Raw genomic sequence first — 22,075 nt, 5'->3', positions numbered from 1 at the left:
GAAAAATCCGAACTGATTTAAATTCTGATTAAAGAATTTTGAATCAAAGTTCGGATTTTCCTTTGGCTAAAATACTTTTGTCCCAGCCTCTTTAGGTATTTCCATATTTCATTGTGGAGTTATCCGCAGTTTGGTGTGGCCTAATACATCCCTGCAGCTTTTTTCTGTAATTCCTCATTTGCAATATACTCATCGTATGTTGTTTCTTTATCGATTATGCCGTTTGGCGTAATTTCAATAATACGGTTTGCGATCGTCTGGACAAATTGGTGGTCATGTGACGTAAAGATCATAGACCCTTTAAAATTGATCAAACCGTTGTTTAAAGATTGGATTGATTCAAGATCTAAATGATTTGTCGGTTCGTCTAACAAAAGAACGTTAGCACCGCTAAGCATCATTTTAGAAAGCATACAGCGTACCTTTTCTCCACCGGAAAGAACGCTCGCTTTTTTCAATGCTTCTTCACCGGAGAACAACATTCTTCCTAAAAAACCGCGAAGGAAGCTCTCGCTCTGGTCTTCCGGAGAATATTGGCGAAGCCAGTCTACAAGAGTTAGGTCACAGTTTTCAAAATAATCAGTGTTGTCTTTCGGGAAATAAGCCTGGGAAGTTGTTACGCCCCATTTGAATGAACCGCTGTCCGCTTCCAACTCGCCCATCAAAATTTTAAATAATGTTGTCTTTGCTACTTCGTCTTTTCCAACTAATGCTACTTTGTCATCTTTATTTAAGATGAAACTAACGTTATCAAGAACTTTTACCCCATCTATCGTCTTTGTCAGCCCTTCCACTCTTAACAAGTCGTTTCCGATTTCCCGTTCAGGAGAAAATGCTACATATGGATATTTACGTGATGACGGCTTAATATCGTCCAGAGAAATTTTATCAAGAAGTTTCTTTCGGGAAGTAGCCTGCTTCGATTTCGATGCATTTGCGCTAAAGCGTGCAATAAAGGCCTGAAGCTCTTTGACCTTCTCTTCCTTCTTCTTGTTTGCTTCCTGAGACATTTTCAATGCGAGCTGGCTTGATTCGTACCAAAAGTCATAGTTGCCAACATAAATTTGGATTTTCCCAAAATCAAGATCAGCGATATGTGTACAAATTTTATTTAAAAAGTGACGATCGTGGGATACGACGATAACAGTATTTTCAAAGTTGATCAAGAACTCTTCCAACCATTGGATCGCTTTAATGTCCAGATGGTTGGTCGGCTCATCCAGCAAAAGGATATCCGGTTTTCCAAATAGAGCCTGCGCTAAAAGCACTTTTACTTTCTCTGAACCAGTAAGGTCGCCCATCTTTTTTGTGTGAAGCTCTTCAGGGATTCCAAGTCCTTTCAAAAGGACAGCCGCTTCTGATTCAGCTTCCCATCCGTTTAACTCGGCGAATTCGCCTTCCAATTCAGCAGCCTTCATGCCATCTTCTTCTGAGAAGTCTGCTTTCATATAGATTGCGTCTTTCTCTTGCATAACTTCGTACAAACGGGCATGCCCCATAATTACTGTATGAAGAACTTCAAACTCTTCATATTCAAAATGGTCTTGCTTCAATACTGCGAGCCTTTCGTTTGGATCAAGGTGCACGTCACCCTGTTGAGGTTCGATTTCCCCTGATAAAATTTTAAGAAATGTTGATTTTCCGGCTCCGTTTGCCCCAATTAATCCATAGCAGTTGCCAGGGGTAAACTTTATATTAACATCTTCAAATAACTTACGGTCTCCATAACGTAAACCTACATTCGTTACTGTTAACAATTAAATTCCTCCAAATCCTAGACATTCTTATCAATTATAGCATTTTTGAAAAGAAAAGAAACGTTTTTGAATAAGGAAAAATCATTCCTTTGCCTGAAAAAATTTTCCTGGTGGTCTTGCTTAAAATAAAACCTTTTTCTAAAAGAAAAACAAAATTTGCAATGTGTCTGGCATAAAACAAAATCCCAGGACCTTTTTGAAACAAAATTGTTAAAAATATAAGGACCTTTTAATTAATCTGAACTTAAAAAATTGGTTTAATTATATTAATTTTAGTACTTCTGCGAATTGCATTGTTTTCTAATTTTTTGTGAATTATAATGGCTTGTGTGTTTGGGGCTTTGCAATATATCTATCTTAGAAAAAACATCAATCGGAGGGATTAAATGGATACAGTAAACACCGGGGATATGTCCGAGCTTCAAAGCGGAAAAAGAAAACATCCTCGAGGACTTTATTTATTATTTATAACCGAAATGTGGGAACGGTACAGCTATTATGGCATGAGATCCATTCTTGTACTCTACTTAACGGCTGAGTTGATCAGCGGAGGACTTGGAATGGAAAAGTCACAAGCACTGATGTTATATGGTCTTTACACAGGGCTTGTTTATTTTACACCTTTGATCGGTGGATATCTTACAGACAGGTTGATGGGGCTACGGACTGCAATAACAATCGGCGGAATTACGATGGCTGCCGGAGATTTTACCCTTTTCGCTGTCCAGGCACAATGGGGCCTTTATCTCGGCTTGCTGTTTTTAATAATTGGTAATGGTTTCTTTAAACCTAATATTTCTACTCTTGTTGGAGAACTTTATGAGAAAAATGACCCAAGAAAAGACTCTGCTTTTACCATTTTCTATATGGGTATTAACCTTGGAGCCCTTTTTTCTCCTTTGATAGCAGGTTTCCTTTATGCTAACCTTTTCCATTCCACAACTGGAGGAGTAGAGGTATTTGGATTTAAATATGCTTTCCTTGCTTCTTCTATCGGTATGATTATCGGACAAATAACTTTTAATTCATTAGCTAAAAAATACCTTGGTGATATCGGTACTACTCCATCGAGTGTAAAAGCTATCGTGGATGATAAAAATGAGAAAAAGCCTTTAACTAAGCAAGAAAAAGACCGTACATCAGTAATATTAATTTTAGCTGTGTTTGTTGTTATATTTTGGGCAGGATTTGAACAAGCAGGAGCTTCGTTTACTTTATATACACGAGACTTTATTGACCGAACGGTTTTTGGATATGAAATCCCTGTTTCATTTTTCCAATCATTAAATCCTCTGTTTATTTTATTGCTGGCTCCAGTTGTATCCGCGCTTTGGATTAAACTGGCAAGAACGAAACGAGGAGATTTTGCCATCCCTACAAAAATGGCCTTTGGGTTAATTTTATTGGGCCTTGGTTTCATGGTGTTAATACCAGCAGTAATGATGACCGGAAGCGATGAACAGAACATTACAATGAAGGCAAGCATGCTGTTCATGGTCGTGACATACTTGCTCCATACACTGGGAGAACTTTCATTATATCCGATTGGTTTGTCATTAGTGAGTAAAATGGCCCCAGTCAAGATTGCTTCCTTACTGATGGGTGCCTGGTTCCTGAGTAATGCGGCTGCAAACTATGTTGCAGGTTACGTGGCATCATTAACAACAACATTCGGGTACCTTGAAATCTTCATCTACCTGGGAGGAGCAGCAATTTTCCTTGGTTTGATCCTATTAACTATTTCTAAGAAACTCCAGAAGTTAATGCATCTTGATGAACTAGCAGGATAAGTATATGAAAAAATATTTAAGAGGCTTTCGTGATAATACGAAAGCCTCTTTTGTAATGTTTCGGATAATTTCATACACTTACCATTTTTATTGTGATAAAATGTTTAAATGGTTGCAATATGTTTTGTATCGAGGTGAAAGGCATTGACCGATTCTACTGATAAAATTTCGGATAAAATAGATTATAATTTGGCATTTTTGCTCTTTTTAATGTTTTGTGTAAGTTGTATTTCTATATTTAGCGCACAAACAAATGGACAATACGAAGATAACTTTTTACTTAAGCAGATCATGTGGTACTTTGTAGGTACGGTAGTTTTAGTAGCTACAATGATTTTTGACCTGGAACAACTGAGAAAACTTTCATGGTATTTCTATGGATTCGGAAACTTTTTGCTGGTTTTGTTGATTTTTACACCGGAACGCTTTGCTCCGACAATCAATGGTGCAAAAAGCTGGTTCGTTGTTCCAGGAGCCGGATCGCTACAACCTTCTGAAATCGTAAAAGTCTGTTTAATACTGGTGTTAAGTAACGTTATTGTCAGTCACAACAGCAAGATTTTTGATAAAACGATAAAATCGGATTTGCTTTTAATATTAAAAATGCTTGGTTTTACAATGGTTCCTATCATGCTTGTTATGATGCAGCCAGATCTTGGAACCTCTCTAGTAATGCTTGCTATTTTTGCCTTCATGTTATTGATGTCAGGCGTAGCATGGCGCTTGCTAGTTTTGCTCTATTCAAGTGTCGCTCTTATTGGATTTGGCCTTATTCTGATGATCATCAAGATACCAGAATTTGTGGAAGGCACGCTTGGTGTTAAAGAATATCAGCTTGGAAGAATATATAGCTGGCTGGATCCTGAAAATTATGAAGGGCCAGAAGCATATCAGCTAAATAAAGCCTTGCTGGCAATTGGATCAGGAAAAATTTACGGTAAAGGATACCAGGACGGCAGTGTTTACTTACCGGAGAACCACACGGATTTTATTATCGGGAACATAGGTGAAGAGTTTGGGTTCCTGGGAATTAGTATTGTCTTAACTCTCTTCTTTTTATTGATATATAGAATTATTCGGATAGCCCTTGAAATCGATGACCCTTTTGGAAGTTTTATTTGTGCAGGTGTCATTGCTATGATTACATTCCATGTTTTCCAAAACGTTGGAATGGCTATCGGGTTAGTGCCGATCACCGGTATCCCCCTTCCTTTCATCAGTTATGGAGGAAGTTCGCTTCTAGGCAGCATGTTTGCCATGGGATTGGTATTTAACGTTAAGTTCCGTACTAGAAAATATATGTTCTCCGCAAATGATTAAAAAGGAAGCACCGCTTTGGCCGGTGCTTCCTTTATTAATAGAAAAAACATTTATTTTAAAATATTTTCTGGCGGTCCCGTTCATCTTTTAACAATTCTACTGCTTCTCGGAAGCGTTGCGAATGGACTATTTCTCTTTCCCGTAGAAATGCCAGACTGTCATTCAAGTCTGGATCATCAGAAAGATCAATGATCCACTGGTAGGTTGCACGCGCTTTTTCTTCTGCAGCTATGTCTTCATATAGATCAGCGATCGGATCTCCTTTTGATTGAATGTGTTGAACTTCAAAAGGTTTTCCAGCTGTATTATGGTAGAACAGTGAAACACCATGGTTGGTATAATGCCCTTCTAAACCAGCTTCTTTGATTTGATCAGGGGTAGCATCTTTTGTTAGCTTGTACACCATGGCAGCAATCATCTCTAAATGGGCAAATTCTTCTGTACCGATGTCTGTTAGCAAGCCGACTACTTTATCAGGAATCGTATATCTCTGGTTTAAATATCTCAATGCTGCCGCTAATTCACCATCTGCACCGCCATATTGTTCGATTAAGTATTTTGCAAGTTTAGGATTGCACTCGCTTACTTTCACAGGATATTGCAACTTTTTTTCATAAGTCCACATTATTTGACCTCCTATAGTTAATTATTCTAAACCTGCCATGGCCATGGTCCCTGGCTCCATTCCCATTGGTTCTCTTTATTATTCTTTTCTTTTAACATTAGCGGGCCATATTCTTCTTCAACCTTCTGCTTTAGATCTTTTCTTTTTTCCGAGTATTCGTTGTATTGTTCAATTGCTTTAGAATCGTCAGGGTGAGTATCAAGATAAAGTGTCAATTCCATCATTGCAAAATCAATCGCCTGGAGTTTTTTTAAGTTTTCGCGAAAATCACTGGAGAGTTCTTTATTCATCGGTTGCTCTCCTTTCCATCTGTTTTCCTGGGGAATCCTTTATAGGAGTCAAATAAAGCTGGCCAAAGTGTTCCTTTTTTCAAAGCTTCTTCCGGAGAATACTGTTCAAGGTCTTTCTTCTGAAGCCCCATGTATAAATGTGGCGGGGTTTGGTAGGACTTTTCTTTAATCGGATCACATGGATCATTCGGACTAACATAAGGTTTATAAGACTTACTTCCAGACATCCACACAACCTCCTTTTTTAGTCATACCAACCTGTTTCCTCTAAAGAAGGATAGTAAACACCTTTTAAAAAAGTCGTTTAAAAAGTTCTGGTACAGATCCATATTTTGATAAGATTTCTATTGATGAAACACGCTCCAAAAGAACAATTTCTGAATAAGATAAGGCGAATATACCTATAAGAGGTGATTTTTTGGAAGGCTACTATTCAACTGTTGATCCCAATGGCGACTTTATAGAGGAAAGAAATAAGCAACAAGTTAGTCCCATATATGCCCAATGTGAAAAATATAGGAACCAATTTATTCAAGTTGAAACAACTGATGGCAGAATTTATTGTGGTATGATGCACAGTTACGACCAGAATAACTTATTTCTGGCTATGCCGATGGAAAGAAGCCAGGATTTATCACCTAACGATCAAAGATTATTCCCTTTTTTTCCGTTCTTTGGTGGCCCATTTTTTGGATATCCCGGCTTTGGCCTGTTCGGTTTTCCGTTCTGGGGAATACGAAGATTCGGCTTTCCTTTTTGGTGGTAAAAGAAGAAGGAGCATTGCATACGCAGTGCTCCTTTTTATTTTTTGCTATGTTAATGCATAAATTAATGCATAATGCTGTTTTTCCGGATTTTTTAATATGTTAGAACATGGGACAATGAAGCGATATTTGAAAGTGCAAAGCTGAATAAAAAATCAACAACGCTTGTTAACAGAACCATATGGTTTAGTAAAGGCGCTCCGTATAGCTTTCTTTTAGTCCTTCTGACACTTTTTCAGTAGAGTAGTCAGGAAGGCTTGCGTGTTCTGCCAGTACTTTTGCTATATGAGGCAGTTTTTCTTTTTCTAACCAGGATTGGTGATTCCAAAGACCTGACCGTTTAAATGCTTTCGCGCAATGAATAAATGCCTCTTCTACCTCTATACCAATGGCCACCAATGGAGAACGGCCTTTCACTTCCATCCTGGATAATAGTTCCGGATCACGCGTGATTGAGGCTTTTCCATTGATTCGAAGCGTTTCTTCAAGTCCTGGAATAACAAAAATCAAACCTACATGGGGATTCTCCAGAATATTTTTAATCGAATCGATTCTTCTGTTTCCTGGCCTCTCAGGAATAACGAGATGCTTTTCATCAACTGTTAATACGAATCCTGGTGAATCACCCCGGGGAGATGCATCACATGCACCAGCGGTATTTGATGTTGAAAGCACCAAAAAGGGAGACTTTGAGATAAAGTCATTACAATTTTTGTCTAAATAAGAGATTACTTTGTTTGCTGCCAACTCCCCCGGGTTTCCGATGATATCCCGAAGTTCTTCTTCAGAAGAAATCAGATTCTTAAATGCCATGGTCTTGTCCATTCTCCTTCACCAACTGTCTATAATTTTTTAAAATACTTCTTTCTCATACTTACTGTGAGCCCCGTATATATTGGCAACTTCTTTCCTGTTATACCGTTTTTGATAATAACTGTTCAATCCATTATTGCTTGCAAGGCAGTCGAAACGAATCAAAGAAAAGGAATTATCCCTCGCATAGTCCTCAGCGAAGTCCAGCAGACGGTCTCCCAAATTTTGTTTAGCAAAGGCACGGTCTGTAACGATGCGATGGACGTAAATTGCCTTTTCGTCATTAGCTTCCTCGTCCCAGATCTCCATATCCCAGTCATTCGGAGTTCTTTGCAGTGTGATAGTGGCAATGACCCTGGACCCTTCCTTTACAATGTATGTCTCCTTCTTCTCGATCGACTCCTGTACTTCTGCTTTATTACCATCGAGGTCAGAAAGATAATAAGACCACTGATCAGTATTTTTGGATTGCAGCCAATCGGCTGCCTGTACAAGTAATGTTAGAATTGCTTCCATGTCCTTTTCTGTCCCGATTTCTATTGTATATGGTGTGTTTTTTAGTCTTGATTTCGACAAAGGGGTTCCTCCTAACAATTTGAAGCTTCTTCAAAGTTCCACATTTAACACTTCGTTTCCTTCTTCCAGGTTAGAAATAGACTCAATTCTACCGTTTAAGTAAAAAAACCAGAAACCCTTTTATACAGGATTTTCTGGTTTTTGTTTGAGGGGGAGGGACACTTTATATGGACCCATCCCCTGATTCATTGATTTAAGCTTCTTCAAAGTATTCTTTGTAAAAGCCGCCGATCTTGCCGGTATTATCGATTACAAAAATAAATTCTTCTGTTTCGTTTTTAACATCGTAAATCTTCCCGGCTGTCAGAACCCGGTCAACCATATATTTCTTTGCATCAGTATGTACGCATTTCACTTTTTTTATCGTAGGGCTGTCTTCCCAGGAATTATGGATCATCCGGTACACTCTCCTTCAATTTATGTCTATCCTTATTTTAGCTTATTTTAAGTGGATTTAAAAGCGAGGGCACGACTTCTTTCTATACGAAAATCTTTTGCCTGAAAGGTTTGAACATAGCCGATCATTGTTGTCTAATAAAATACATCAAAGGTAGATCCTCAACATGCGAAATAGTATTGTTGATCCTGCCAATTTCCTTCCCTTTTCCACTTTAAGAAGTAAACTCGTAAACAATTGAATCTCCTACCGGCCTGTAGCCTATTTTCATATAGATGCTATTGGAAGTCGGATTAGTTAGATCGGTATAAAGGGTACAAAATTTGTAGCCCTGATCAAATAAATGTTGGCTTAACCCTGTCACACATGCCGATGCATAGCCCTTATTCCGGAGTGCTTCTGGTGTATAAACCAGGTTGACCGTTGCTCCGTTTCTGGTTGGCCTTGCCTTATTAGCCATGGAAACTACCTTCCCTTCGCTCACCCAGACATAAATTGATTTTTCATCAATCGCTCTTTTCGCCCTTTCTTTGCATTCTTCTTCGGTCAATCCCTCGGTAGCTTCTTCGGCAAACTGATAAATCCATTTTGCGATAAGATCGAAGTCTTCCTGAGTTGCTTCTCTTAAATTTCCGTTCGGCTTCTTTCCTTCTATAATATTCGTAAGCTTATAAATCCGCTGATCCATTGAGATTTTTCTTGTTTGGCCGGTCAACTCACACCACCGCGATGCAAAGGATTCTGCTGTTTCTTTTGGCCCGAGCACTCCCGGTAACAGAATATTTTCCTGACGTAGACTCTGGACCAGATAAAAGATTGCAGAAGGATCGCCATAAACAACAGCATTATGAGGAGGTGTTCTGACCACAACAAATATTACCTCACTGTTTTGTTCTATAGCTGCTAAAAATGGGTTCCCAAAATCTTCGCCACTTTTCTCTTTTTTGACAAGAGATTCAATAATCCCAAGCGGAAGGTTGTTCAAAGCTTCCTTTTCCTCCAAAAAACGTTGCACTTTATCCAGAAATGCCCCTGGACTTGAGTATGTTTTTAACTTCATCATCTTCACTTCTTTCTTCACAAACTCGAATGTTACATAACTAAATATTCTTGCAATCCTTCCTATATTCCTTTCTTCGCTTTTGAAGATATATCTCCGAATTTTTGATTATATCTTCGAAAACACAAATATATCTACGAATTCTAAAAAATATCTTCGAAAATAGCGATATATCGATTTTTCGACACGATTTGAGTTTTGAGGCATGGTATCACCATCCAAAATTATTTTCTTTAACGAAAAATACCACAGCCAATCAGGCTGTGGTATTTGTATTCCTTGTTTTCCTTATTAACCTTCAAGAAGAAGTTGTTCTGGATCTTCCAGTAAATCTTTGATTGTTGCAAGGAAGCTTACTGCTTCACTTCCGTCAACAATACGGTGGTCATAAGAAAGCGCGATATACATCATTGGACGGTTTTCCATTCTTTCATTGTCAATAGCCATTGGGCGCATTTGGATCTTGTGCATTCCAAGGATACCAACCTGAGGCGCATTCAAGATCGGAGTAGAAAGCAATGATCCGAAGATTCCTCCGTTTGTAATTGTGAATGAACCGCCCTGTAGCTCAGAAATGCTTAGTTTGTTATCTCTTGCTTTCACTGCAAGGGAGGAAATTTCACTTTCAATCTCAGCGAAAGAAAGTTTATTCGCATCTCTGACAACCGGAACCACTAGCCCTTCTTTCGCCCCTACAGCAATTCCGATGTCATAGAACTTTTTCATTACGATTTCATCGCCCTGAATTTCTGCATTCAACAATGGGAACTTTTTAAGTGCTCCTACCACTGCTTTTGTAAAGAACGACATGAAGCCAAGTTTTACATCATGCTGTTCGAAGAAACGGTCTTTACGGCGCTTACGAAGATCCATGATCGCTGTCATGTCAACTTCATTAAATGTAGTCAGCATTGCAGCTGTTTGTTGTGCTTCTACAAGGCGCTTTGCGATTGTCTGGCGGCGGCGAGACATACGGACGCGTTGTACCGGCTTATCAGTGCTATCTTCGCTTGCTGTCTTTTGCTCTTGCTTTTGCGGTGCCGCCTGCTGTTGTGGTTTAGATGCATCTTCAGCATGTGCTTTAACGTCTTCTGGTCTAACACGGCCAAGCGGATCACGGGTTTGGACTTTGTTTAGATCGATCCCCATCTCTCTTGCAAGCTTTCTTGCTGCCGGGGACGCAATCGGGCGATCAGTGGAAGACTCTTCTTCTTTTTCTTCCGTTTTTGCAGCTGGTGCAGGTGTAGCTTCCTGTTTTTCAGGTGCTTTAGGTGCTTCTTTTGATTCTTGTTTAGGTGCTTCAGCTGCAGCTTCTCCGCCTTCACCAAGAATCGCGATAACTTCTCCGACCTCTACGTTATCACCAGGTTCTTTCAAAAGTTCTTTGATAACGCCGTCATACTCAGCACTTACTTCGACGTTAACTTTGTCAGTTTCAAGCTCAACAAGATAATCGCCTTTACTGACTTTATCACCAACATTGATTAACCATTGAGAAATTGTTCCTTCTGTAATTGATTCTGCTAATTCAGGTACTTTGATTTCAATCACGACCATTACCTCCCTAATTATTTCGTGTTACCGCTTCTCTAACGATTCTTTCTTGTTCTTTTTTATGAACGTCTGGTTCGCCTCCAGCAGTACTTGAACGTTCTACCCTTCCAGTATAGGAAACCTTCACATTCTCAGGAGCAAGCTCACGAATTCTGGACTCGGCGTAATTCCATGCTCCCATGTTCTTTGGCTCTTCCTGAACCCAGACAATCTCTTTTAAATTCTGGTATCGGTTTAATACGTCTTTAATTTCATTCTTAGGGAACGGATACAATTGTTCTACACGCAAGATGTGCAGCCAATCATTTTCCTTTGTATTCGATTCAACTTCAGTTGCTAGATCAATTGCCATCTTACCGGAAGAAAGGATGACGCGTTCTACCTTGTCGGTGTCTTCCCCTAAACCTGGCTGTTCAAGAATCGGATGGAACTTCCCTTCGCTCAACTGGCTTTCTGTAGAAGCAACCTTCGGATTACGCAGTAAGCTTTTTGGCGTCATTAACACGAGAGGACGGACCTCATCACGTTGTAGCATCTTTGCCTGGCGACGTAAAATATGGAAATATTGTGCTGAGCTCGTTAAGTTGCCTACAACCCAGTTGTTTTCTGCAGCCATCGTTAAGAAACGCTCAAGACGTGCGCTGGAATGCTCGGGTCCCTGGCCTTCATAGCCGTGAGGAAGCAGCATTACAAGACCTGATTTTTGTCCCCACTTAGCACGTCCAGCTGAAATAAATTGGTCAAAGATTACCTGAGCTGTATTTGCAAAGTCCCCAAATTGTGCTTCCCATAAAACAAGTGTTTCAGGTGCAAAAACATTGTAACCATATTCAAATCCTAGTACAGAAGCCTCAGAAAGAGGGCTATTATGAATTGCGAAAGATGCTTTTGCTTCAGGCAACGTATGCATAGGAGAAAAAGTTTCATCTGTCTCTGGATCATGAAGTACAACATGTCGCTGTGCAAAAGTTCCTCGTTCTGAATCCTGTCCTGTTAAGCGAATCGGAATACCTTCGCTCAGAATCGTAGCATATGCCAGAGATTCTGCATGTGCCCAATCCACTTTTCCTTCTCCTAACGCTTTACCGCGTCGCTTAAGAATACGTTCAAGCTTAGGATAGACATTAAATCCTTCAGGCCACTTTAAAAGATTCTCATTGATATCACGTAATGTGTCAACATCAACGGTTGTATCGATGTCAGGCATTCCATTAAGAATGCTTGGCGGCGGATCAAGCTCTTTTACGTCGTCCTTGTCATTCTTAGCTACCCTGTCGTACTCCTCTTTCAAGCTTTGTTGAACTCCGTCTTCCAAATTATTCAACTCTTCAGAAGTAATTAATCCTTCTGATAAAAGCTTTTCTGCATAGATCGATTTAACAGTAGCATGGCTGTTAATCTTTTTGTATAGATGCGGTTGAGTTGCAGCAGGATCATCCATTTCGTTGTGGCCGAATCGGCGGTAACCGATCAGGTCGATCAAGAAGTCTTTTTTATACTTCGTACGATATTGGTATGCTAAATGAATTGCAGCAAGACATGCTTCTGGATCGTCAGCATTTACATGGACGATTGGTATCTCATATCCTTTTGCAAGGTCACTGGCATACTTTGTCGACCTGGAATCAGAGCTGTTCGTTGTGAATCCGATCAAGTTATTCGCAATAATATGGACTGTTCCACCTGTATGATAACCTCTGAGTTGGCTCAGGTTTAATGTTTCAGCAACAATTCCCTCTCCAGGAAACGCAGCATCACCGTGAATCAATATACCAAATGCCCTGGATACATCCTGTTCAGGATAACCTGCTGAATCACGTTCTTCTTGTGCGGCACGTGCATATCCTTCTACAACCGGATCAACAAACTCAAGGTGACTCGGATTGTTTGCCAATGTAAGGCGTGCACTTACTGTTTCAGATTCCGATAATTCAAAAGGAACATCCGCTCCAAGATGATATTTTACATCTCCAGTCCAACCATAGTTAATGCCCATTGAACCTTCAGACGGTACCAACTCTTTGTTTGGAGAGTGATGGAACTCAGAAAAGATAACACTGTAAGGTTTTCTTAACGTGTGGGCAAGCACACTTAAGCGGCCCCTGTGTGCCATTCCGATCATCACGTTTCGAGCGCCACCGTATACTCCAGAGCGAATGATGTCATCGAGCATAGGTACCATTGCATCGACACCTTCAATTGAGAAACGTTTTTGCCCTACAAATGTACGATGCAAAAAGTTCTCAAAACCTTCTACTTCAATAAGGCGTTTAAGAAGGGATACGCGTTCTTCTTTTGTAAGATCACGGTACACGGAACCAGACTCAACCATCTGATCCAACCACTTTCTTTCATCTGCATCATGAACGTGACTAAACTCATAAGCTAAAGATTTTGTATATATTTCTTTTAAACGATTGATAGCATCCCAACCATTTTCGACACCGGCAGGAGCTTCTGACCATATAATATTAGCCGGAATTGCTTTTAGATCCTCTTTTGTAAGATTGTACTCTTCTGGATTTAAAAAGCTGGCATTTTTAGGAATATCTTCAATAGGATTGATCTCTGCAGCAAGATGCCCGTATGTACGGATGTTATCAGCAAATTTCACTGCAGCGATTACTTTACTCAGGTCTGTCGTATTTCCCGTCGTTTGAACATTGGCAGTACTGCTCACAGTTGTGTTATCTTCTGTTGCAGGAGGGCCCCACTGTTCAAACAATTCCTTCATTTCTGCATCTACAGAATCAGGATCATTTTTATACTGTTCATATAATTCAATCGCATAACCAAGATTTGGGCCGTGAAACCCTTGCCAAGGCTTACTTTTATTTGAACGATTTGTCATGAAAATATACCCCCAAGTGCGTTTAATAAAGCGATAGGTTATTTTGCTTTATTAATGTTTTAAACTGGTAAACGAAATTTTGAAAGTCATGATGTGAATAATTGCCGTTTTTAAACATACCTCCCTAGTACAATACCCTCTTAATTTACCATAAAACTCTTACATTTTTGACATTAAAAACGCTTCCATCAAGATTTTAGCACACTATTAACTCGCACTCAAAACTTTCACTTTATTCTAACAAAGAATAATGGCGATTTATAGGGTTTTCATCAAAATATGCAAAAAACCAAAGAAGCATGTCAAACTCTGTTGCTGGATTAAAAAAGGCTATAATATAGCTTTTTTCGTTTGTATAAGGAGAACTTTCACGAGACCCCCATCATTTAACAACGCAAACAATTTTACCACTTTGCACACGGCTTTTAAAGTGTTAAAGTTTTAGTCTTATTAAAAGTTATTCTAAGGTTTAAGGTAGGGAATTGAGAAATGTTAAAAAGCCTATTACTAAGTTTTTAACAAACTGGATGCTTGTTATTCAATTCTCAAGTTAAAGTTTTCTACCTTAGTAAGATATTTTTGTTCATACATGCAAATTGATAGACCTGTTCGTATTGTGCGACTAAAATGGAAATATAAATTTAGGGTTACGAAAAAGATTTTGGGTGGGATGAGCTTGAACAATAAAAAAGATATTCGGTATTTTCTTGCAAACTTGATAATCATTCTCTTATGGGCTTCTGCTTTTGCGGGAATTCGAGTTGGACTCGAAGACTTTTCTCCAGGACAGCTTGTGTTTCTAAGACTACTGTTTGCGTCGTTAGGTCTCTTCCTATTTGTACAGATCCGCCGTATAAAGTTTCCTGAATGGAAGGATCTTCCCATAATCTTTTTATCTGGACTTTTAGGATTTGTGTTCTACCATGCCGGGGTTAGTTATGGGGAAACATCTGTTAGTGCAGGGGAAGCCAGTCTCCTCGTTTCTACAACGCCTATTTTCACAGCCATTTTAGCGTCTGGATTCTTCTCTGAACGTATGGGTTTATTGGGATGGATAGGTTCAATAGTAGGATTTATAGGAGTAGCTATTATATCAATCGGTACAGATGGGAATTTTACGTTTAATATTGGTGCGTTGTTCATACTGCTTGCTTCTTTGTCTGAAAGTGTCTTTTTTGTTTTTCAGATTCCATTGATCAAAAAATATGGAGTTGTTGCTTTTACTACATATGCAATATGGGCTGCAACCTTGTTTTCCCTAGTTTTTTTACCGGGGACTTTTTCTGCTGCAGCAAATGCAAATATCCACTCTATTTTGAGCATTATGTACCTGGGGTTCTTTCCGACGATCATTCCTTATCTTGCTCTGGCTTATGTTACCTCCAGATTCGGTGCATCTGAAGCAACCAGTTCTCTCTACCTAACTCCTACCCTGGCATTTGTAATTGCTTGGATATGGCTTGGTGAAGTACCGGCTTGGTTGACGATTATCGGTGGTACAATTACGTTGTTAGGTGTATTTCTTTCATCATTGTCATTCCCTGCATCTTCTAAAGGGCCTCAAACGGATTAATATAGCGGGTTTTACACCTATACTGAAACACACTATGTTATAATCCATCTTATCGTCAATGTAGAAAAGAGTGGAATGCTATGTACCAAACCAATTCGATCGGAAAAAAATTACAGCTTTTTGTTGCAATCCTTTATCCTATATTAATTACTCAACTTGGATTATTTGCGATGAGTTTCTTTGATACACTCATGTCTGGGCGAGCAGGCGCTTTTGACCTGGCAGGAGTTGCGATCGGCTCTAGCCTATGGGTTCCTATCTTTACAGGCTTAAATGGAATATTACTTGCTATAACTCCAATTGTTGCCCAGCTGAATGGCGGCGGAGAGAAAGAAAAGGTTCCATTCTCTGTTATCCAGGGAATTTATTTGTCTGTTTTTTTGTCCATTATTATTATCATTTCCGGATTCTTTTTGATCGATCCAATTCTTCAAGCGATGGATCTTAAACAGGAAGTGCAGTTAATTGCAAAAAATTACCTGGTAGGATTATCCTTTGGCGTTATTCCTTTGTTCATTTATACGGTTCTTCGATGTTTTATTGATGCACTTGGAAAAACAAGGGTCACTATGATCGTGACATTAATGTCTTTACCGCTTAATGTAGGGTTCAATTACCTGTTAATTTTCGGTAAATTAGGACTTCCCCGCCTTGGCGGAGCTGGTGCGGGTTACGCTTCAGCAATTACGTATTGGTTCATTATGTTTATATCTTTGTATGTCGTTGCTCGAAAAAGGCCATTTTCTACTTTTAAAATCTTTAAAACCTTTTACCGCATATCTCTGTCAGCTTGGAAGGAACAATTAAAAATCGGCATTCCGATAGGGTTTGCCATCTTTTTTGAAGTAAGCATTTTTGCAGCGGTAACCCTGTTTATGAGTGAATTCAGCACCGTAACGATCGCTGCCCACCAGGCGGCAATCAACTTCGCATCCCTCGTTTATATGCTCCCTTTAAGCATTTCAATGGCTCTGACGGTTGTAGTTGGATTTGAGGCAGGCGCAAGGCGTATGGATGATGCTGCTCATTATAGTTATATCGGAATTGGAGTTGCCCTTATTCTTTCGGTAATCTGTGGACTCGGCCTTTATTTTTACAACGAACCGATCGCAGGCCTTTATACAAAAGATATGGAAGTTTTAAAGTTAGCAGCCCATTTTTTACTTTACGCTATCTTTTTTCAGTTATCTGATGCGATTGCTGCTCCTATACAGGGGGCGCTTAGAGGCTATAAAGATGTAAACGTAACACTGATTATGGCATTGGTTTCTTACTGGGTTGTCGGTTTGCCGATAGGATATATGCTGGCAAACTATACTCACCTTGGACCGTTCGGTTATTGGGTCGGACTGATAACAGGACTTGCAATGGGTGCCGTTACCCTGTTCAGCAGATTGCTTATCATACAAAAAAGACAAAAAGAAAAGTATAAAGATGCGAAAGCTAAATAATAAGGGAAAGGCGTGATACCCGGTAAGGTTGTTATGCCTTTTCAGTTAAATAAGGACATTGGTGCCGCTATTTGCCATAATTAAACGGATTTTTTTAAAACAAACAAATAAAGGATGCAATGTCCTTTAAGATTGTTCTCATCTTTTACTATGTAAAAAAGCAGCCCGAAGGCTGCTTTTTAAACTGCTACAATATTATTGTATTGATCGCAAATCTCTTTCAAGCGAGGCTGATCGATAGTTTCCTTTATAAGAAGTTCGTTTGTGATCGATTCGATTAGGTTCCAATTTTCTTTTATCATCGTTTTTGTATCGTTATATAATCGGCCTCTTATAGAACGAAGCTCCTGCTGGACGATCGCATTGTTTTCGTCAACCTGTTCGATAAACAGGTTTTCAACGTCTTCGCTCATTCCATATTTGGTTACATAAGACAAAAGCTTTTTATTGGCCTGCTGCAAATCCTGGGCAGCACCTGTTGTATAGTCACCTTCAAGAATAATATCTTCTACTGCTCTTCCTGCAAGCAATACTTTCAATTCATTCTCAAGATCACTCTTCTTAAGGAGTACTCTGTCCTCTGAAACTGGAACAACATGCCCAAGTGATTGACCATGGGGAGTGATCGTAATGTATGCGACACTCTTATATCCTTCTGGATTTGTAAGGATTTGAGCAACAGCATGGCCAGCTTCATGGTAAGCGATAAGCTCCCTGTCTTCCTGGCGCACTTTATGGTCTGTTTTTAATCCTGCTACCATTTTCGTAAACGCTTCTCTTAAACATTCTCTGTCGATAACGCTCTTCTCTTGTTTATATGCTAGAATACTTGCTTCTACATTTATAAGCTTATCAAGGTCAGCGTTACACATGCCTTCTGTTTGTTGAGCAAGGGTATAAGCATAATTTTCTTCAAACAATTCAGGATCTACTACTTCTCCCTTTTTGCGAAGATAAAGTTCAATGATTTCTTTCCGGTCATTTAAGTTTGGTTTTGGCACATTGATGATTCGATCAAACCTTCCTGAACGGGTCAGCGCAGTATCAAGGTTGCTTGCAAGGTTCGTAGCTCCGATAACAAGAATATTCGTCTCTTTTTCAAAACCATCAAGTTCAGTCAGAAGTTTATTAATCGTTTGATTTGTTTCCTGGACACTTCTGTTTTCACGTTTTGACCCAATGGCATCCAATTCATCGATAAACAAAATCGCTTTACCTGATTCTTTTACTTTTTTGCGAACCTCTTTAAAAATATTTTCGATTTTTTTACTTCCGCTTCCTACATACTTATCTTCAATGTCCGATGCAGAAATTTGAAAGAAAGGTGTGTTGCTTTCACCAGCTATTGCTTTTGCAAATAATGTTTTTCCGTTTCCGGGAGGGCCTTCCATCAACAGTCCCTTTAACGGCTTAGTTGTAAAACGTGCATATTCAGTTGCATTATTTAAATAGTGAACTGCTTCTTGAATCTCTTCTTTTACGTAAGGATATCCAGCAAGATCCTTAAATGTTGTCTGTTCTTTTTCAACATATACTAGTGTGTTCGGTTTAGACATTTGTTTCATTGCTATTACACCGACAGCTAAAAGGATCGAGATCGGCAATAAGCTCTCCAGGACTTTATCTATTACGCCCTGTTCAACTTTATTTGTAAAATTCACTTCTCCATCGGCTTTTTCGAGCTTTTGAAGAATATCTTTTTCAACAAGATAGTTACCTTCCGGATATTGCACTTTATAGCTTTCGTTATTATATGTGTATTGGATTGATCGCTTTGCTTCAGAAACATGGACGTTTGTAATCTGGCTCGCTTTTTCACTGTTCAGAAGCAACTCGAACTTTCCTACTGATTGTTCTGTTGTTTGATCTTGCAGGTTTAAATATATCGCTGTCGTGGAAATTAGAACAGCAAGAATAAGACTAATGAAAATAAGCATCTTTTTTTGTATTTTCATTTCATCACCTCTACTGAAGATGATTATAGCATCTTTATTAAAGAAACCATACCACTAGTTTATAATCGGTATCATTTTACTAATTTCACCTGATTAATCCATAGTTAATCTCTTAAGAATAAGTTGTGATTGTTTTCAGGAAGGCTATTTCCTCCCTATGCGTGTAAGTAGTCGAAGAAGGCGTTTCTAGAATCATCGGAATTCCCCTTAGAAGATTTGAGTTTATAAATTTCTTCATATACATCACCCCGATATGCCCTTTTCCAACATTTTCATGCCTATCCCTTAAGGAACCGCTCGCATATTTAGAGTCATTTAAATGAATCGCTTTTAAGTGATCAAAGTAACCCAGTTCTTTTCCCTTCTTTTCAACCTCACTCCAGTTTTCCCCATTCCAGAGACCGCTTGCAAATGCATGGCACGTATCGAAACAAAACCCTATCTTCTCTGAAAAATCGACCAGCTTTCTCACTTTTACCAGTTCTTCAAACGTCGTTCCCATTTTGCCGCTCTTACCAGCGTTATTTTCAATCAGAAGCAGTGCTTTCCCGTTCCAATTTGATAAAACGTTATTTAAAAGCTCTATCATCAATTGATACCCTTCTAGAGGATTATGGTTTTCATTTTTATAGGTTCCAAAATGAACAACAACACCAATAGAACCGCAGGCTTCTGCAATTTCAAGATCATTGGTGATGGAATCTGCCATTTTTCTTTGTTTTTCTTTCTCAATTAGTGAAAGCTGCGTTGGATAAGGAGTGTGCGCGATCGAAACAAGGTTGTGTTCTTTGCAGTACTTAGCACACTTCTCAGCATCGACAGGGTCAAACTTCTTTATCAAAATACTCCTTGGATTCTTAGGAAAATACTGAAAAGATTTTCCTCCCCTTTCGCGAGCCGTCTTTGCTGCGCTTAGGTAACCGTTTCGTATGCTTACATGGCTGCCGAAAAGCATCGTAACCTCCTGTAGTCTGATTTTAAACTAGTATTGTCATTGCCCGACCTGTTTAACCCAAAGCAGGTCATATTTCAACGCTAAAGAATTGCCCAGCACCCAGCCGGAAATTAAAAAGATTAACAGGATGGATTTCCCGTTAATCTTTTTTAGTTACTTCAATAGTTTCTTTTATCTGAACGCTATCAATGACTGTCTGTATCATCCCGCAATTTTTAATCGCGAGTTCAAGTGACTTTTGAACAATGTCTTTCTCAGCATTGCTCCCTTCTACTATGTAATGAAGCGAAATTTCAGAAATACGGTTCGCTCGCTTCTTATCTCTTGTAACTTCTGCATTGATTTTGATCCCAGAAAAATCGATTCTTTTTTTCTCAAGAATAGTTCTAAGTACACTTCCGCTGCATCCTGCGATGGAGGAAACGATAAGTTCAAAAGGTTTATATCCGTTTGAGGAATCACTGGAGATATTTAAAAAACCATGTTCAAGGTCTCCGATGAACCCTGTATCCTTGTTCATAAAAAACTCCATTATACATTTTCACCTGCTTCCTTTATTTTCTTCTTAAACTATCACATACTTTTGTTAAGAAACGATTAAGGCAAGTTGTTTTAGTTTATAAAAAGAAAGAAAGATGGGAAACTGTTTATAGATGGGGGCGAGATTAATGAAAAGAAACATTCCTGAAAAAGAAAATAAAAATGAAATGACATATATTCAGCAGCATCTTGCAAATGAAAGGACATACCTTGCCTGGATACGTACCGCTATTGCAATAATGGGAGTAGGATTCCTGGTAACGAACCTTCACTTTACAATGCGTGAAGCCATCAGTGGAATAGAAGACTTTATTGCAAGAATGATCGGTCTCTTCTCGGTTATTCTTGGAATCGTGACGATCGTGTTTTCTACGGTAAACTATTATCAAAAACGGGATCAGATCAACCAGGCTATTTTTAAATCACCGAAAATTACAGTCTTCATTCTCTCTGCATTGATGACGATTGTAATGATTATCTTTTTTGCTTATTTTTTAAGTATATGAAAAAACATCCCCCAGCAGAAAAAAGCAGATCAGGAATTTTCTCCCTGGTCTGCAATAGATTAACCTTCATTATCTTCGCTGTTAAAGTTATAAATCCAGAAAACTTCTTGTGATAACCAGTTTAAGATTTCAGAATTTGGATTGCCGACCTCGCTTTCAATTTTTCGAACCATTCCTTCGGTTTGGGAACGGTGGGCTTTTAAAGCTTCGATTTTTCGGTCAATGACATCGGAGACATCAATCCGTACATCTGGTTCACCTAGTACCTCTTCCCTATCTCTTGTTATTGGAAGGCAATACAATTTCGGACGTTTCTCTTCTGGGATTAACCGGACTGCCTGAACAGTTGCAGCACCGCATGCATCATGGTCAGGATGGATACCGTAACCCGGATAATGTGTTATAACAAGGGAAGGATTTGTTTCATCAATCACTTCTCCAATTGTTTTGATGAGAAGCTCTTGATTTTCAAATTCAAGTGTTTTATCGCGGAATCCGAGCATTCTTAGATCCCTTATTCCCATCACTGCACAAGCATCTCTCAGTTCTTTCTTCCTTATCTCAGGCAATGTTTCACGGGTGGCAAAAAAAGGATTCCCCATATTTCTTCCCATTTCGCCAAGTGTAGCGCAAGCATAAGTAACAGGTATGCCCTGGTTCGTGTGCTGAATCATTAATCCAGCGGTACTAAATGCTTCATCATCGGGATGGGGAAACACAACTAATACATGTTTTTCCATGACTGATACTCCTCTCCTACTTAAATGGTGTTATGCTAATTTGAAGAGCTACTGCAAGTTTTCCTTCTGCATCATGCCCCGCAATAAGAAGGCGGTCTTTAACGTCTACTTCCCAATCAGTTAAGCCTTCCGCATAAACCCAACCATCATTCGTTTTCAAACCGATTCGAAAAGGTCCATTACCTTTAATCATGGCATTTAGAATAGTGATTTTTGCATTCCGTATGTAAGCCCCTACCGCTCGCTTCTCTTTGTCCTGAGCAGCGTATGCACCATTTGTTGTTTCCAGATGTAAAAACACCTCTTTACCAGTAAAGCCCTCTAATACTTCTTGCACTTCTCTTGAATTAATCTGTTTCATAGCGTTCCTCCTGCAATGAAAACATTATTTAAAGTAATTTAATCATACTAGATATAAAAATTGAAATTCAAATAATATGAACCTTCCCCCCTTGAAGAAGGTGTATACCTCCAGATGCCAGGATTGGACAAAGCTGTGTGGGATAACGTATATTAAGCATTTGGGACTAATATAACAGCCTTTGAAAGTTACTCTAT

21 protein-coding genes are annotated in these 22,075 nt (G+C 39.1%); 6 read left to right on the top strand and 15 right to left on the bottom strand.

Annotated elements, in window-relative coordinates; all coding sequences use genetic code 11:
- Positions 1-140: 140 nt before the first annotated feature.
- Positions 141-1,757, bottom strand: a complete 1,617-nt coding sequence (locus tag FCL54_RS20510; protein ID WP_138128962.1) for an ABC-F family ATP-binding cassette domain-containing protein — start codon at positions 1,755-1,757, stop codon at positions 141-143.
- A gap of 386 nt (positions 1,758-2,143) precedes the next feature.
- Between FCL54_RS20510 and FCL54_RS20505 the strand changes: the two genes are divergently transcribed.
- Together FCL54_RS20505 and FCL54_RS20500 are read left to right on the top strand one after the other, a co-directional pair.
- Positions 2,144-3,547, top strand: a complete 1,404-nt coding sequence (locus FCL54_RS20505) for a peptide MFS transporter (protein WP_138128960.1) — start codon at positions 2,144-2,146, stop codon at positions 3,545-3,547.
- Positions 3,548-3,691: 144 nt separating this feature from the next.
- The gene (locus FCL54_RS20500; RefSeq protein ID WP_246055377.1) at positions 3,692-4,867 is read left to right on the top strand and encodes an FtsW/RodA/SpoVE family cell cycle protein; all 1,176 of its coding nucleotides are present in this window, start codon (positions 3,692-3,694) and stop codon (positions 4,865-4,867) included.
- Between the two features lie 55 nt (positions 4,868-4,922).
- Here the strand turns inward: FCL54_RS20500 and FCL54_RS20495 are convergent, their stop codons facing one another.
- The 3 genes from FCL54_RS20495 to FCL54_RS20485 are packed head-to-tail and all read right to left on the bottom strand — an operon-like array spanning position 4,923 to position 6,009.
- Positions 4,923-5,492 carry a manganese catalase family protein gene (locus FCL54_RS20495; RefSeq protein WP_138128958.1) on the bottom strand — a complete coding sequence of 190 codons (570 nt, stop codon included), beginning with the start codon at positions 5,490-5,492 and terminating at the stop codon, positions 4,923-4,925.
- A 26-nt stretch (positions 5,493-5,518) separates the two neighbouring features.
- Positions 5,519-5,782: a spore coat protein CotJB gene (locus FCL54_RS20490; protein ID WP_138128956.1), complete on the bottom strand. Its 264-nt coding sequence runs from the start codon at positions 5,780-5,782 to the stop codon at positions 5,519-5,521.
- Entirely contained in the window at positions 5,779-6,009 is a 231-nt protein-coding gene (locus FCL54_RS20485; RefSeq protein ID WP_138128954.1) for a spore coat associated protein CotJA, read from the bottom strand. Before FCL54_RS20485 ends, FCL54_RS20490 begins: the two co-directional genes overlap by 4 nt.
- A gap of 191 nt (positions 6,010-6,200) precedes the next feature.
- Between FCL54_RS20485 and FCL54_RS20480 the strand changes: the two genes are divergently transcribed.
- On the top strand, positions 6,201-6,548 hold the full coding sequence (locus FCL54_RS20480) for an LSm family protein (RefSeq protein ID WP_138128952.1): 348 nt from the start codon (positions 6,201-6,203) through the stop codon (positions 6,546-6,548).
- Positions 6,549-6,732: 184 nt separating this feature from the next.
- On the opposite strand, the gene FCL54_RS20475 is transcribed toward FCL54_RS20480, so the two are convergent.
- From FCL54_RS20475 to FCL54_RS20450, 6 genes are all read right to left on the bottom strand, one after another.
- A complete protein-coding gene (locus tag FCL54_RS20475) occupies positions 6,733-7,359 on the bottom strand; it encodes a pyridoxamine 5'-phosphate oxidase family protein (RefSeq protein WP_138128968.1) in 627 nt (208 codons plus the stop codon).
- A gap of 39 nt (positions 7,360-7,398) precedes the next feature.
- Entirely contained in the window at positions 7,399-7,935 is a 537-nt protein-coding gene (locus FCL54_RS20470; RefSeq protein WP_138128951.1) for a GNAT family N-acetyltransferase, read from the bottom strand.
- A gap of 193 nt (positions 7,936-8,128) precedes the next feature.
- Positions 8,129-8,332 carry a DUF6501 family protein gene (locus FCL54_RS20465; RefSeq protein ID WP_138128949.1) on the bottom strand — a complete coding sequence of 68 codons (204 nt, stop codon included), beginning with the start codon at positions 8,330-8,332 and terminating at the stop codon, positions 8,129-8,131.
- Positions 8,333-8,546: 214 nt separating this feature from the next.
- A complete protein-coding gene (locus FCL54_RS20460) occupies positions 8,547-9,392 on the bottom strand; it encodes a GNAT family N-acetyltransferase (protein ID WP_171016946.1) in 846 nt (281 codons plus the stop codon).
- A 291-nt stretch (positions 9,393-9,683) separates the two neighbouring features.
- A complete protein-coding gene (gene odhB, locus FCL54_RS20455) occupies positions 9,684-10,943 on the bottom strand; it encodes a 2-oxoglutarate dehydrogenase complex dihydrolipoyllysine-residue succinyltransferase (RefSeq protein WP_138128945.1) in 1,260 nt (419 codons plus the stop codon).
- A gap of 13 nt (positions 10,944-10,956) precedes the next feature.
- Positions 10,957-13,797 (bottom strand): 2-oxoglutarate dehydrogenase E1 component, encoded by a 2,841-nt coding sequence (locus tag FCL54_RS20450; protein WP_138128943.1) that lies wholly within the window; start codon positions 13,795-13,797, stop codon positions 10,957-10,959.
- Positions 13,798-14,473: 676 nt separating this feature from the next.
- Between FCL54_RS20450 and FCL54_RS20445 the strand changes: the two genes are divergently transcribed.
- Together FCL54_RS20445 and FCL54_RS20440 are read left to right on the top strand one after the other, a co-directional pair.
- Positions 14,474-15,370, top strand: coding sequence for a DMT family transporter (locus FCL54_RS20445; protein ID WP_138128941.1), 897 nt, complete (start codon positions 14,474-14,476; stop codon positions 15,368-15,370).
- A gap of 80 nt (positions 15,371-15,450) precedes the next feature.
- Positions 15,451-16,821 (top strand): MATE family efflux transporter, encoded by a 1,371-nt coding sequence (locus FCL54_RS20440; RefSeq protein WP_138128939.1) that lies wholly within the window; start codon positions 15,451-15,453, stop codon positions 16,819-16,821.
- 179 nt (positions 16,822-17,000) lie between these two features.
- Here the strand turns inward: FCL54_RS20440 and FCL54_RS20435 are convergent, their stop codons facing one another.
- From FCL54_RS20435 to FCL54_RS20425, 3 genes are all read right to left on the bottom strand, one after another.
- On the bottom strand, positions 17,001-18,776 hold the full coding sequence (locus FCL54_RS20435; RefSeq protein WP_138128937.1) for an AAA family ATPase: 1,776 nt from the start codon (positions 18,774-18,776) through the stop codon (positions 17,001-17,003).
- Between the two features lie 112 nt (positions 18,777-18,888).
- Positions 18,889-19,731: a deoxyribonuclease IV gene (locus FCL54_RS20430; RefSeq protein WP_138128935.1), complete on the bottom strand. Its 843-nt coding sequence runs from the start codon at positions 19,729-19,731 to the stop codon at positions 18,889-18,891.
- A gap of 139 nt (positions 19,732-19,870) precedes the next feature.
- A complete protein-coding gene (locus FCL54_RS20425) occupies positions 19,871-20,251 on the bottom strand; it encodes an OsmC family protein (RefSeq protein ID WP_246055376.1) in 381 nt (126 codons plus the stop codon).
- Positions 20,252-20,399: 148 nt separating this feature from the next.
- Between FCL54_RS20425 and FCL54_RS20420 the strand changes: the two genes are divergently transcribed.
- Positions 20,400-20,777: a YidH family protein gene (locus FCL54_RS20420; RefSeq protein ID WP_138128931.1), complete on the top strand. Its 378-nt coding sequence runs from the start codon at positions 20,400-20,402 to the stop codon at positions 20,775-20,777.
- Between the two features lie 59 nt (positions 20,778-20,836).
- Here FCL54_RS20420 and bshB2 read toward each other — a convergent pair whose 3' ends face one another.
- Positions 20,837-21,517, bottom strand: coding sequence for a bacillithiol biosynthesis deacetylase BshB2 (gene bshB2, locus FCL54_RS20415; protein WP_138128929.1), 681 nt, complete (start codon positions 21,515-21,517; stop codon positions 20,837-20,839).
- A 16-nt stretch (positions 21,518-21,533) separates the two neighbouring features.
- Positions 21,534-21,878 (bottom strand): YojF family protein, encoded by a 345-nt coding sequence (locus FCL54_RS20410; RefSeq protein ID WP_138128927.1) that lies wholly within the window; start codon positions 21,876-21,878, stop codon positions 21,534-21,536.
- Between the last annotated feature and the right edge of the window lie 197 nt (positions 21,879-22,075).

The sequence above is a fragment of the Exobacillus caeni genome (assembly GCF_005747095.1).
Classification (GTDB): Bacteria; Bacillota; Bacilli; order Bacillales; family Guptibacillaceae; genus Exobacillus; species Exobacillus caeni.
This window is presented reverse-complemented; position numbering and strand designations above follow the sequence as displayed.

Bases quoted from the DNA above. Each gene is read 5' to 3' on its own strand.
- FCL54_RS20505 (WP_138128960.1), top strand. From the start codon at position 2,144: ATGGATACAGTAAACACCGGGGATATGTCCGAGCTTCAAAGCGGAAAA.
- FCL54_RS20495 (WP_138128958.1), bottom strand. From the start codon at position 5,492: ATGTGGACTTATGAAAAAAAGTTGCAATATCCTGTGAAAGTAAGCGAG.
- FCL54_RS20490 (WP_138128956.1), bottom strand. From the start codon at position 5,782: ATGAATAAAGAACTCTCCAGTGATTTTCGCGAAAACTTAAAAAAACTC.
- FCL54_RS20485 (WP_138128954.1), bottom strand. From the start codon at position 6,009: ATGTCTGGAAGTAAGTCTTATAAACCTTATGTTAGTCCGAATGATCCA.
- FCL54_RS20475 (WP_138128968.1), bottom strand. From the start codon at position 7,359: ATGGCATTTAAGAATCTGATTTCTTCTGAAGAAGAACTTCGGGATATC.
- FCL54_RS20465 (WP_138128949.1), bottom strand. From the start codon at position 8,332: ATGATCCATAATTCCTGGGAAGACAGCCCTACGATAAAAAAAGTGAAA.
- FCL54_RS20460 (WP_171016946.1), bottom strand. From the start codon at position 9,392: ATGAAGTTAAAAACATACTCAAGTCCAGGGGCATTTCTGGATAAAGTG.
- FCL54_RS20450 (WP_138128943.1), bottom strand. From the start codon at position 13,797: ATGACAAATCGTTCAAATAAAAGTAAGCCTTGGCAAGGGTTTCACGGC.
- FCL54_RS20440 (WP_138128939.1), top strand. From the start codon at position 15,451: ATGTACCAAACCAATTCGATCGGAAAAAAATTACAGCTTTTTGTTGCA.
- FCL54_RS20435 (WP_138128937.1), bottom strand. From the start codon at position 18,776: ATGAAAATACAAAAAAAGATGCTTATTTTCATTAGTCTTATTCTTGCT.
- FCL54_RS20430 (WP_138128935.1), bottom strand. From the start codon at position 19,731: ATGCTTTTCGGCAGCCATGTAAGCATACGAAACGGTTACCTAAGCGCA.
- FCL54_RS20425 (WP_246055376.1), bottom strand. From the start codon at position 20,251: ATGAACAAGGATACAGGGTTCATCGGAGACCTTGAACATGGTTTTTTA.
- FCL54_RS20420 (WP_138128931.1), top strand. From the start codon at position 20,400: ATGAAAAGAAACATTCCTGAAAAAGAAAATAAAAATGAAATGACATAT.
- bshB2 (WP_138128929.1), bottom strand. From the start codon at position 21,517: ATGGAAAAACATGTATTAGTTGTGTTTCCCCATCCCGATGATGAAGCA.
- FCL54_RS20410 (WP_138128927.1), bottom strand. From the start codon at position 21,878: ATGAAACAGATTAATTCAAGAGAAGTGCAAGAAGTATTAGAGGGCTTT.